Source organism: Pseudaeromonas pectinilytica, from assembly GCF_054780855.1.
Genome location: NZ_BAAGVN010000034.1, coordinates 1 through 12,796, shown reverse-complemented (window position 1 = coordinate 12,796; position 12,796 = coordinate 1). Strand labels below are relative to the sequence as shown.

Genomic DNA, 12,796 nt, shown 5'->3' with positions numbered 1-12,796 from the left:
CAGTGTTGAAAGGGGGGAATGAGGAAGTGCGCGTATTATAGGAATCCGACACTGTGATGTCGACCGCAAAGACAAACGTTTTAGCGGCTTTCTTTGCCACGGGCCAGCCCGAGAAAGTCACGGATCATTATCGCCCCGTATAAACTAATAGTTGTTATTTTTCATATCGTTAATCAATTTTAAAACTCAAATTTCCGGCTATTCACGCCTCCAAAATTCAGGCTTACACGCACTCAGCGCCAATTCAACTCAAATGAAGCTATTTATTCGTGCTAGATCACGATTTACAGTCTGAATTCTAAGCGCTAAAGGCGGAGTCATTTATTCATAAATTTCAGATTTATTAGTAAGTTGTCTGCCTGGATTGGTTATGGTAGCGTTATCTTGGTAACAGGCCATCTAGTTTGGCTGGAGGACGCACTATGATTCGAAGAAGAAGACTTTTGACGCAAAAACGTCGGCTCAATCGCGCCCCCAATCGTCGCAGCGCCTTGTCGTCTATCAAACGCAAGATCCGCCTGCGTCGTCAGGTGTTATTCAGCTGTCAGTTACTCGGGTAAGAGATCGGGATAGATCCTGTCTAGGGGCGCACGGACGCCAAGAAGCAAAAACAAGAAACAAAAACATGACACAAAAAAAAGGAGCCGACGGCTCCTTTTTTAGTCTCTGTGCGCAGAAAAAGTTCCGCACGAATAGCAAACCCTCTGCTACGCCACCTTGGTGATGACAAAACGCGCACTGCGTTTGGAGACCAGGTTGTTACAGCTGTTGCAGAAGAAATCCACGGCTCCGCAGGCCTGAACCCGCTCCAGCACCCCATCGCACTGCGGGCAATGGGCCTCCAGGCTGAAGTTGTCTTTACAGACGGTGCACTGGCTGAGACTATGACGCGGATCCAGTCCCTCCTGTTCACAGGAGGGGCATTGCAGCATAAAAGCCATGGTTCTCTTCTCCTTACTGGTATCAAACCGGTGCTACAGCGCTGATTTAGCCTTTTTTCACATGCTTCATCATACGACGACGCTTGCGGATCTGGCTCTGGGTCAGCTGGTTCTTCTTGCCCTCGAACGGGTTTTCACCCTCCTGGAACTCGATATGGATAGGAGTACCCATGATCTTCAGCGACTTGCGATAGTAGTTCATCAAGTAACGCTTGTAGGAGTCCGGTAGATCCTTGACCTGATTACCGTGGATGATGATCCGCGGCGGGTTATAACCACCGGCGTGTGCATACTTGAGCTTGACGCGGCGACCCCGCACCAGAGGCGGCTGGTGATCTTCCTGCGCCATATGCATGACACGGGTCAGCATCGAGGTACCGATCCGACGGGTCGCCGATTGATAGGCTTCCTGCAGGGATTCAAACAGATGACCGACACCACTGCCATGTAAGGCCGAGATGAAGTGGATGCGTGCAAAATCAACGAAGCCCAAGCGACGATCCAGCTCGGCCTTGATCTCTTCCTTGACGTCTTGGTCCAGGCCATCCCACTTGTTGACCGCAATCACGATAGAGCGGCCGCTGTGCAGAATGAAGCCCAGCAGACTCAAGTCCTGATCGGAAATCCCCTCACGGGCATCGACCACCAGAATGACCACGTTGGCATCTTCGATAGCTTGCAGGGTCTTGACCACCGAGAACTTCTCGACCGCTTCATACACCTTCTTCTTCTTCCGCACCCCGGCGGTATCAATGATGATGTATTGCTGGTCGTCTCGCTCCATGGGGATATAGATAGAGTCCCGCGTGGTGCCCGGCATATCGAATACTATGACCCGATCTTCACCCAGCATCCGGTTGGTCAGCGTCGACTTGCCCACATTGGGGCGCCCGACGATGGCAAACTTGATAGGCAGATCCGCGAAAGGTTGCGCATCTTCCTCATCTTCGTCTTCTTCCAATTCCAGAACTTCTGGCTCGTCCCAGGCATCATCCCATTCGTCGTCATCCGACTCGTCTTCCGGGTTATTTTTCTTCTGCAGCACTTCCAGATAGGGGGTCAGTGCGTGCTCGAGCAGGCTATGCACACCACGACCATGGGCTGCGGCGATCTGGTAGATCTCGGAGCCCAATCCCAGTTCGTAGAAGTCACCGACCACTAGATCCGCATCAATGCCATCGGTCTTGTTGGCGACCAGAAACACCTTCTTCTGCTGACGGCGTAGATGACCAGCAATGACGATATCGCCCGGAGTGACGCCCGCACGGGCATCCACCAGAAACAACACCACGTCCGCTTCTTCGATGGCCAGCAGGGACTGCTCGGCCATCTTCAGCTCAATTCCCTCTTCGGAGCCATCGATACCACCGGTATCCACAGCGATAAATTCCATTTCGCCCACTTTGGCCTGACCGTATTTGCGGTCGCGGGTCAGACCGGGAAAATCGGCCACCAGAGCGTCCCGGCTTCGGGTCAGGCGGTTAAATAGTGTGGACTTGCCCACATTCGGGCGGCCCACCAGGGCTACAACTGGAGTCATAAACGACCTCGTTTTTAAATGACAAAGGCTCCTGATCCCGGATCAGGAGCCAAAAAATTACTGGTTGACCGGGCTCAGGGGCGTTTGAGTGCCACCAAGTCGCCACTCCGTGTCTGCACATAGAGGATATCGCCATCGGCAACCGGCGCGACATACAAGCCGTCGCTATCCAGTTCTTGCATGGCTACAATCCGGCCACTGGCATCATCCAGCCAGTAGAGATAGCCCTCACCGTCCCCGACCACCACATAATCACCGAAGGTGACAGGAGCCGTCAGGTTGCGGTAGGAAAGCTGGGTATTGGCCCACTTCTCGCTGCCATTGCTGCGGTCCACCGCATAGACATGGCTCTTGGCATCGGTCAAGACCAGCTCCATCGGACCGACACCCATATTCTGGTACGAGGAATATTTGCGTTTCCACAACTCTTCCCCACTGATGAGCTTGCGCGCCATCAATTGACCGTTATAGGCCACGGCATAGAGTTCATCACCGATGATCACCGGCTGCGCATCCACATCGACCATCCGATCCAGCTCGGTCGCCCCGCGCGGTGAAGCGACGCGGGAGACATTGGCCAGCATGCCGCTGTCGAGCAGTACAACACCGATACGGCCATCGGCACGGCCATAGACCACGCCACCCGCCGCCAATACCGGCGTCGACTGACCGCGTAATGTCAGCTTGGGCTGATCGTCACCGGTGCTCCACAGTATGTCCCCTTTCTCGGCATCCAGCGCGACCAGCTTGCCAGAACTGGTAACAACCACGATACGTCCAGCATCGGCAACCGGAGCCGCCAGCACTTCACCGGGAACCTGCTTGCTCCACAACAAGGAACCATCCGTCTGATCGATGGCATAGACATAGCCATTTTCAGAACCCAGGAACAACTTGCCATAGAATGCGGTCAGGCCACCGGAGAGACGGGCACTGCGCTTTTCGGCATTTTCAGGCTGATCGGACAAGTCGATGGTCCACTTTCGATCGCCACTTTGCTTGTCAAATGCCATCACATCGCCATCACGTGCGGCGGCGAAAACCTGATCATCGGCGACGACAGGGCTCAGCTGCGAATAGAACTTGCCGACGCCACTACCTACCGATTTACTCCACAAGACTTCAGGATCGAAGCGCGATTCCACTTGTGGAACCGGCGCCATCTTCACCACATCTTCCTCTGAATTAAACAGGGAGCAGCCTTGTAGTGCTATCCCTGCCATCAGAGTCATAGCCAGGTTTTTCAACCAGTTATGCATTCGGTTTCTCTTCTGTTACAGGAGACTTTGGGATCGCCAGTTCATCAAGCTTCATTTGCAGCTCTGGACCAACCTTATCACCGTTGATCTTGGCCGCTTGCTGATAGGCCGCTAACGCTTTAGCGTGATCGCCTTGCTTGCTGAAGAGATCACCACGAACCTCCGCCGTAATCGCCTCGTAAGCTGGCAGCTTGATGCCGTCCAGACGCTTGGCTGCATCATCAAACTTCCCCTGCTCGATCAGAACGCGAGCCAGGCGAATCGCAGCCAGTGGCTTGACGGTATCGCTGTTTCCTTGATCAGCGACTTGCTGCAGCTGCTCCACAGCCAGATCCAGCTTGCCAGCCTTCACGGCTGCCGCAGCCAGTTGCAGTGCGGCCAAATCACCATAACTATCGCCAGAGTGATCTTTGACAAATGCTTGGGCAGCAGCAAATGCCTTTTCATTTTCGGTCGCCAGTTGCTTCACCATGGCATCATAGGCGATAGCGCCCGCTTCCATCTGCTGCTGACGATATTCGTTGAAATAGCGCCAGCCAAACATGCCGACCAGACCCAGAGCGGCACCGATCAGAATGGCTTTACCATTCTCTTTCCACCACTCCTTAATTGCCTCGGCCTGCTGCTCGTCGCTGTTGTAAATTTCCACTTGTTATTCTCCTTTGCTGGCCAGCAGTTGGATGAGTTGATCCAACTTCAGTGTCTGCTGGTCGCCTTGCTCACGCAGATATTTGATGCCTACCTCGCCATTGGCCAGCTCGGCTTCCCCTAAAATAAGAGCGATCTTAGCGCCAACCTTGTCGGCACGTTTTACCTGTTTCTTGAAGTTACCGCCACCACAATGACTCATCAGTCGCAATGAAGGCAGGGCGTCACGCAGTTGCTCAGCCAATTTCAGACCGGCCGACAGGGTACCCTCACCGACCATGCACAAATAAATATCCACCGGCGCGGCAACACCTTCGGTACGCCCCAAGGTTTCCAGCAGTAACACCAGTCGCTCCATCCCCATGGCAAAACCGACTGCGGGTGTGGCTTGCCCCCCCAACTGCTCCACCAGACCATCATAACGGCCACCGCCGCAGACGGTGCCCTGGGATCCCAGACTACTGGTCACCCATTCGAAGACGGTGTAGTTGTAATAATCCAGGCCCCGGACCAGACGTTCATTCACTTCGTATTGGATACCCGCGTCGTCCAGCAACGCCTTTAACCCGGCAAAATGGGCCTGAGTCTCGGCGGTGAAGTAGTCCGCCAGACGGGGAGCATTTGCCAGCAGCTGCTGGATCCCCTGATCCTTGGTATCCAACACCCGTAATGGATTGGTATACATACGGCGTTTGCAGTCTTCATCGAGCTGATCTTGATGCTGTTCGAGGAAGGCGACCAGAGCATCCCGATAACGGGCCCGCTCTTCGGAAGAGCCCAGGGTGTTGAGTTGCAGACTCAGATGTTCACTGATGCCAAATGCCTTCCACAACCGTGCGGTCAACAGGATCAGCTCGGCATCCACATCCGGACCATTCAGGCCGAATACCTCAACCCCAAACTGATGGAATTGGCGATAACGTCCTTTCTGTGGCCGTTCATGACGGAACATGGGGCCGATATACCATACCCGGCGTTCCTGATTGTAGATGAGCCCCTGTTCGATACAGGCACGCACGCAACCTGCGGTACCTTCCGGACGCAAAGTCAAACTATCGCCGTTGCGGTCCTCGAAGGTGTACATCTCCTTCTCGACGACGTCGGTGACCTCACCAATCGCCCGTTGAAACAGGCTGGTCATCTCGACGATAGGCATGCGCATTTCGGCATAACCATAAGAGGCGACGACCTGACGTAAAGTGGATTCCACCATCTGCCAGAGCGGGCTTTGCTCAGGAAGACAATCATTCATACCGCGAATAGCTTGGATCTGTTTAGCCACGTTAAGTCTCGAATGCGTTAGAAAGCAGGGGAAAAGTTGGCCGCATTATAGGAACTTTCATCAGCCAGGTAAAATAAAGGGGCTAAAGGCGACCCCTGGTCGCCTTGGCTCTCACACTTCATCGATCGGAATACGCTTTTCCGCATCCAACCGGGACGCCCGGGCTCGGATCCGCGCCTCCAGGGTATCGATCAGGGTATCATTGTCCAGCCGATCAACCCGCTCGCCCTGTTCATAGAAGGCGCTCTTCTTGTTGGCGCCCGCCAGTCCCAGATCGGAGACCAGGGCCTCGCCCGGACCATTCACCACACAGCCGATGATCGACACATCGATAGGGGTTGTAATATCTTCCAACCGCTGCTCCAGGGCATTCACGGTGCCAATCACATCAAACTCCTGACGGGAACAGGACGGACAGGCGATGAAGTTGATGCCACGAGAACGGATACGCAGGGATTTGAGAATATCGAAGCCGACTTTGACCTCTTCCACGGGATCCGCTGCCAACGAGATACGCAACGTGTCGCCAATACCATCGGCCAATAACATCCCCAGACCAATGGCTGACTTGACGGCTCCGGCGCGGAAACCACCGGCCTCGGTGATCCCCAGGTGCAGGGGCTGCTCAATCTTCTGCGCCAGCAGACGATAGGCGCCAACGGCCAGAAAGACATCCGAAGCTTTGACGCTGACCTTGAACTGATCAAAATTCAGACGGTCCAGAATATCCACATGCCGCATGGCCGATTCCACCAAGGCCTCGGCAGTGGGCTCGCCATAGCGATCCATCAGATCTTTTTCCAGCGAGCCACCATTGACCCCAATACGGATCGGAATGCCCAGATCGCGAGCACAATCCACCACGGAACGCACCCGGCTTTCGTTACCGATATTGCCCGGATTGATCCGCAGGCAGTCGGCGCCATATTCGGCGACTTTAAGGGCAATACGAAAATCAAAATGGATGTCGGCAACGATAGGAATGGACACCTGTTGCTTGATGAGACGAAACGCCTCGGCGGCATCCATGGTCGGCACAGAAACACGGACGATATCGGCTCCGGCGCGCTCTACGGCACGAATTTGCGCAACGGTCGCCTCGACATCTGTAGTGCGGGTATTGGTCATGGTCTGAACCGAGATGGGAGCATCGCCCCCGACCGGTACCTTGCCAACCATGATCTGTTTGGATAAGCGACGTTTAATCGGGGAGCTGGATTGACTCATAGACTCAATTCTTCAACGGCAACTCAAAACGAGCAGGACGGCCAACCGGGAATCGTTTCATATCGACCGCTTGTCCCATAAAACTGACGGACACGTACTTCGGTGCGCCAATGTTCAACTTGAACGGAGCCTTGCCCTTCAATACGTCGCGCTGACCGGCATGACGAGTAGCCGACAACACCTTCTTGCCGGATGCATCGGTAACTTCCAGCCAGCAGTCGCCGCTATAACTGATCACTAAGGCATCCGCTTCGACTGGTGGCGTTGCCTCGACCGGAGCAACCGCAGCACTCACAGCACTATCAGGAACCGCATCAGTAGCCGTAATCGCAGCCTGAGCAGCATCGTTTGGAGTAGTCGCTGGTGCAGTCACCGCGGCTTGAACGGCAGGCGGCACCGCCTGAGCAGCAGAGACGGCGACCGCCACCGCAGCGGCAGATGCTGCAGGTTGCACGCTGGCGCTATCATTCTGTACCGGAGCAATCGCCAATTCATTGCGCTCACCGACCGGATTGGCATTGGACGTTTCGGTGACGGACTGACCCGCCGCTTCGAGCAGGGTTTGCTCATCCATGGTCACCACAGCCGGCTTCTCAGCCGGGCGGCCCAGGATCCAGTACAGAGCACCGGCACCGAGGGCAAAGAAGAGCAGCCAGGAGCCCAGACGCATCCGGTTCTCATTGGCTTCCAGCCGCGTACGGCCCGAAAAACTATGCATTTCTGCATATTTGACTTCTGACAGACCCAGTCGCTCATAGGCGGCCACCACCCGCTCTTCCGAAGCCCCGACCAGCTTGGCATAAGTTTTCAAATAACCACGGGTGAAGGTACTGGCCGTCCGCTGATCAAAGCGATCCTCTTCAATATCCCGAACCAGCGACACACGAAGATTGAGGCGAGAAGCCACTTCTGCCTGAGTCAGTCCACGGGCTTCACGCGCCATACGCAATAGCTGGCCTGGACTATCGGGTGTTGCCGTCTCGGGACGGGGTTGGTCGTATTGTTCAGTAGTCATTGTTTAAATATCTTTTTGCCTGATCGGATTTCGGAAATTGTTGCACCAGTTCATTGCCAAATTTATGCAATTCGGCCAATTCGCCCTGAGTTTGAGCCAATTCGAGGTGCAGCCAGAGGCTTTGCGGCGTATTTTTACCGCCCTTGCTGTAACGCTGCAGGTAACCCGCAGCCTTACCCGTATTATTCATGCTCAGTGCCAAATCTGCGGCTTCCAATAACAGCTTACCGCGGCTCGGACTATAGCCGAGTGCCAAATCGTAATATTCAGCAGCCTTGGCTTTGTTCCCCGCCTGTATCGCACAAACGGCGCCATTTTCATAGGTATCATCCATGCGGATGTATTCGGGTTGCGCTAGCGCCAACTGAAAGTGTCTATCCGCCTCGGCGTAGCGTTTCTGCCCGCAGAGAAAAACCCCATAGTTGTTATGGGCATCTGGATTGTCACCATTTAATTCAATAAGCGACAAATAACTGGCTTCAGCTGATTTGTAATCACCAACTTTTTGGTAGTAATAAGCCTTTGCCAAGTGAATATCCGGGTTATGCGGGTCAAACTGGTAAGCCTTTTCCAGATTGAATTTGGCCTGGGTCATGTCCCCTTTGTCCAGATATCCCATTCCCAGATTGAGCCGGGTCTTGGCTGCGGTCTGACGATCCACTTCGCTGCGTACCGTATCTTTACCGACAAAAGTCGTTTCCGTCACACATCCAGGCAGCCCCAACAAAAGTGCTGCGACAAACAATATGCTTTTTTTCATGCGTTTGTTCATGACATGCTGCAATAACGGACTGGATTTCAAAGCATTTTGACGGAAATCCCCTCCTCTTGCATCCGTTTTTTCATGGTACGTTTGGTTCTGTCGATGACGTCACCTACCAGCTGTCCACAAGCGGCATCAATATCGTCGCCACGGGTCTTGCGAACAATGACGGTATAGCCATGTTCCAGCAGAACTTTCGAGAAACGATCGATGCGGCTATTGCTGGGTTTGCCATACGGATTGCCCGGGAACGGGTTGAACGGGATCAGGTTAATCTTGCACGGCGTATCCTTGAGCAGCTCGGCCAACTCATGGGCTTGTTGCATATCATCGTTGATATGATCGAGCAGCACATACTCCACCGTCACCTGGCCTTTATTGGCATTGGACTTGGTCATATAGCGACGCACGCCATCCAGCAGAGTCTGGATATCATACTTATCGTTGATCGGCATGATCTCCGAGCGCAGTTTGTCATTCGGAGCGTGCAGGGAAATTGCCAGAGCCACATCGATTTCATCGCCCAGCTTGTCCAATGCCGGTACGACCCCGGAAGTCGAAACCGTAACCCGACGTTTGGAGAGCCCAAATCCCAGATCATCCAGCATCAGCTCGAGCGCGGGCAGCAGGTTGGCCATATTCAACAAGGGCTCGCCCATACCCATCATGACCACATTGGTGATCGGACGCTTGCCGGTATCTTTGACAAAACCCACCACCTGGGCGGCACGCCATACCTGGCCAATGATCTCGGAGACCCGCAAGTTGCGGTTAAAGCCTTGCTGGGCCGTCGAACAAAATTTGCATTCCAGCGCACAGCCCACTTGGGAAGAAACACACAGCGTGGCTCGATCATCCTCCGGGATATAGACAGTTTCTACTTCCTGATCGCCGACCTGCATGGCCCATTTGATGGTGCCATCGACCGAGCGCTGCTCGCGGCTGATCTCGGGAGCCCGGATCTCGGCGATCAACGACAACTTCTCACGTAGTTGCTTGTTCACATTGGTCATCTGGGCGAAATCATCACACCCGAAGTGATAGATCCACTTCATGATCTGATCGGCACGAAATGGTTTTTCACCCATCTCGGCAAACAAGGCACGCATCGCCTTGCGATCCAGATCCAGCAGGTTGATTTTAGTGTCGCTCATGAAAGGCTCCGGAATAACCAATAGTACCAAGGAAGTGACAGTGAATCGGCCGCGAACGAATACGCCAAACGACCCACGACGGCCTTATCCTGCGGACAAAGCCCGAAAACGGGCGCGCATTGTACAAATTTTACCGTTCGGTTTCCACTGACGCAGTGTAGGGCTTAAAAATGATGTAGGGAGCCGAAGCTCCCTACGAAAGTATTAAACATAGAGCTATCTAAAAGCGGAGATTAGCGTGTGCGGGGACAGATTTCATCATCGCTGAAAAAATAAGCAATTTCGCGTTCAGACGAGGGGATACTATCGGAGCCATGAACGGTATTTTGATCTACCGAGGTGGCGTAATCGGCGCGAATGGTTCCCGCTTGAGCCTTTTTCGGGTCGGTCGCACCAATGACTTCACGGTGCCGACGAATGGCATCCTCTCCTTCGAGAACCTGAACCATGACCGGGCCCGAGGTCATGAACTTGATCAGGGGATCGTAGAATGGCTTGCCCTTGTGTTCGGCGTAAAATCCTTCGGCTTGTTCGCGAGTCAGGTGCAGCATCTTGGCGGCAATGATGCGCAGACCGGCATTTTCAAAACGGTGATAGATATCGCCGATCAGATTACGGCCAACCGCATCGGGTTTGATGATGGAAAAGGTGCGTTCTGTAGCCATAGAGAGATCCTTAAGACCGAGATAATTGTCGATTTGCAGCCCGATTATATGGCAAGCCTGCAGTAGGTCATGGCTTTATGTTACTTTTTGTTAAAACTTTTAACCAACTCTCAAACAAGGGATCCCCAACGGCAGAAACCGGCACCGACGCCACGATCTGGAGGTTGCGCTTGCCGCGCTTGCAAGTCGCTTTCACCCCCCGATGGGGTTTGCTACCCTTGTCACCCACCCCAGCATTCATCTTGAATTCCCTGATCCAGATTCCATGGAGGAAGCGATGCTCGAATATATCCACGCAGGCTTGATTGGCTACGGTTATGCCGGCCAAACACTGCATGCTCCGCTGTTGAACAGTATTGCCGGTATCCGACTCAAGAGCATAGTTTCCCGCGATGGAGCCAAGGTCAAGAACGACTGGCCCAGCGTGGAGCACGTCGCAACCAGTGAGCTGCTGCTGGCGGATCCGAGTATCGATCTGGTCGTCATCGCCACGCCCAATGACACCCATTATCCGCTGGCCAAAGCCGCTCTGCTGGCGGGTAAGCATGTGGTCCTCGACAAGCCGTTTACCCTGGATAGCCGCGAAGCGCGGGAGCTGATCGCGCTGGCTCAAGAACATGACCTGCAGCTATCCGTGTTTCATAACCGACGCTGGGATGCGGATTTTCTGACCCTACAGCAGCTGATTCGATCGGGAAGTCTGGGCGATATTCTGCATCTGGAATCGCATTTTGATCGCTTTCGTCCCGAGGTACGGGATCGCTGGCGGGAACAAGCAGTTCCCGGTAGCGGCCTCTGGTACGATTTGGGCGCGCACTTGCTCGATCAGACCGTTCAACTCTTCGGTGCACCGGAGACCTTATGGCTGGATATGGCCCAGCAACGTCCAGGTGCCAAGACCGATGATTTCTTTCATGCCGTACTGCAATACGGCCCACGGCGGGTCATTTTGCATGCCAGCACCCAGGTGGCAGCCCAAGGGCCACGCTTCACGGTGCATGGCAGTCTCGGCAGCTATCACAAGTTCGGGCTGGATGTGCAAGAGGAGCAACTCAAAGCGGGCCGCTCTCCCTTAGATTCAGGTTTTGGCTGTGATCCGCGGCCAGGCCTGTTGAGCACGCCCTCCTCACAAGGACAACGCCAGCAGAGCATCGTCAATCAAACCGGTGACTACCGCGCCTTCTATCAACAGATGTGTGATGCCATCCAGCGCGGCACACCAGTCCCCGTCGATCCGGAAGGCGTGGTGACTGTCATGGAACTCATAGAGCTGGGTCTGCGCAGTAACCGGGAAGGTCGTCGCTTGCCGGTTGGGCAACAGCATATTGATTCCGTGGTACAACAGGCGGGTCGTCACCAGACCTCTCATGCCGCCCCTCTGGCCATGCCGCTGAACACCCGACCACTGACCGTCACCCAAGCGGCCGAACCGTTACCCAGCGCCCCCGTAACTGGCTCGAGATCCGACATTCGCGCCTCGACGCCCAGCTCGGCAACTGGGCTCAATCCAGCACCGCGCCCCGCCAACCCTGCGCCTGGTATCACCCCCAGACCGAGTCCATTGCCCACCGCGTCGGGCCCTATCTCCACCCGCCCCATCCAGCGCCCGACGACAGCTGCGCAGGATGCTCTCGCTCGCTCCACAGTCGGTACCACACCAACCTCGCGTACAAACGCGGGGAATTTCCGCAGTCCAACGCCCCTGGATCGCTGGCAACTGCAAAAAGAAGCTAATCGCACCGCCGCATCACTATCGGTGACACCTACAACCACGGCCACATCAGTGGAGCCATCGCGCCGCCCATCGCCCCATCATGCAAGCGTGAGCTCGCCGCTACGAACACCCCCTGTGACCAGCACGCCCGCGACCACGTCCACAGCACCCTTTTCACCCCGAGCCGAGAGCCGGGTCACCATCCAGGTCGATACATCGGATCCCCATCCGGCACCAAGCTTGGGTGGGCCATTGCCCGAGATTGATACCGAGGATGAGCGCAAAGAGCCCAAGTTCAGCGCCTTTAGCATCCCCCCCTCCACTCGGCCACTGAGTTCAGGTCCGGGTTCGGCAGGACTCTTTACCGATGAGTCACCGAGCCTGTCGGCACGCACTCCGGATCCGCTGCCACGTTTGCGGGTCGAAGACCCTGCGGCGGACGATGATGATCTACCACCGTTTAGTGCCAGCTGATAGCGCCAGCGCTCGGCCGTCTATCGTGTTGTCCATCGAGTAGGAGGAGGCCTCGCGGCCTCCGTCCTCTCACACCACCGTACATGCGGTTCCGCATACGGCGGTTCATGTTAA

General features: G+C 55.0%; 11 protein-coding genes. 1 reads left to right on the top strand and 10 read right to left on the bottom strand.

The features are described from left to right. Positions 1 to 707 precede the first annotated feature (707 nt). From ACYVG7_RS03345 to ndk, 10 genes are all read right to left on the bottom strand, one after another. Entirely contained in the window at positions 708 to 941 is a 234-nt protein-coding gene (locus ACYVG7_RS03345) for a zinc ribbon domain-containing protein (protein WP_460881832.1), read from the bottom strand. Positions 942 to 987: 46 nt separating this feature from the next. Continuing rightward, a complete protein-coding gene (gene der, locus ACYVG7_RS03340; protein ID WP_460881831.1) occupies positions 988 to 2,481 on the bottom strand; it encodes a ribosome biogenesis GTPase Der in 1,494 nt (497 codons plus the stop codon). A 74-nt stretch (positions 2,482 to 2,555) separates the two neighbouring features. Continuing rightward, positions 2,556 to 3,740, bottom strand: a complete 1,185-nt coding sequence (gene bamB, locus ACYVG7_RS03335; protein ID WP_460881830.1) for an outer membrane protein assembly factor BamB — start codon at positions 3,738 to 3,740, stop codon at positions 2,556 to 2,558. Next, complete coding sequence (locus ACYVG7_RS03330; protein ID WP_460881829.1) at positions 3,733 to 4,389, bottom strand: YfgM family protein; 657 nt, start codon at positions 4,387 to 4,389, stop codon at positions 3,733 to 3,735. The genes bamB and ACYVG7_RS03330 overlap by 8 nt, the downstream gene beginning before the upstream one ends. 3 nt (positions 4,390 to 4,392) lie before the next feature. Next, on the bottom strand, positions 4,393 to 5,670 hold the full coding sequence (hisS, locus tag ACYVG7_RS03325; protein ID WP_460881828.1) for a histidine--tRNA ligase: 1,278 nt from the start codon (positions 5,668 to 5,670) through the stop codon (positions 4,393 to 4,395). Positions 5,671 to 5,781: 111 nt separating this feature from the next. Then, the gene (gene ispG, locus ACYVG7_RS03320) at positions 5,782 to 6,897 is read right to left on the bottom strand and encodes a flavodoxin-dependent (E)-4-hydroxy-3-methylbut-2-enyl-diphosphate synthase (protein ID WP_460881827.1); all 1,116 of its coding nucleotides are present in this window, start codon (positions 6,895 to 6,897) and stop codon (positions 5,782 to 5,784) included. A gap of 4 nt (positions 6,898 to 6,901) precedes the next feature. Continuing rightward, a complete protein-coding gene (gene rodZ / locus ACYVG7_RS03315) occupies positions 6,902 to 7,912 on the bottom strand; it encodes a cytoskeleton protein RodZ (protein WP_460881826.1) in 1,011 nt (336 codons plus the stop codon). After that, complete coding sequence (gene pilW / locus ACYVG7_RS03310; protein ID WP_460881825.1) at positions 7,902 to 8,684, bottom strand: type IV pilus biogenesis/stability protein PilW; 783 nt, start codon at positions 8,682 to 8,684, stop codon at positions 7,902 to 7,904. Before pilW ends, rodZ begins: the two co-directional genes overlap by 11 nt. Before the next feature lie 26 nt (positions 8,685 to 8,710). After that, positions 8,711 to 9,829 carry a dual-specificity RNA methyltransferase RlmN gene (gene rlmN / locus ACYVG7_RS03305; RefSeq protein WP_460881824.1) on the bottom strand — a complete coding sequence of 373 codons (1,119 nt, stop codon included), beginning with the start codon at positions 9,827 to 9,829 and terminating at the stop codon, positions 8,711 to 8,713. Between the two features lie 233 nt (positions 9,830 to 10,062). Beyond that, the gene (gene ndk, locus ACYVG7_RS03300) at positions 10,063 to 10,494 is read right to left on the bottom strand and encodes a nucleoside-diphosphate kinase (protein WP_460881823.1); all 432 of its coding nucleotides are present in this window, start codon (positions 10,492 to 10,494) and stop codon (positions 10,063 to 10,065) included. A 277-nt stretch (positions 10,495 to 10,771) separates the two neighbouring features. Here ndk and ACYVG7_RS03295 point away from each other — a divergent pair, with 277 nt between their 5' ends. Then, a complete protein-coding gene (locus ACYVG7_RS03295) occupies positions 10,772 to 12,682 on the top strand; it encodes an oxidoreductase (RefSeq protein WP_460881822.1) in 1,911 nt (636 codons plus the stop codon). Positions 12,683 to 12,796: the final 114 nt, after the last annotated feature.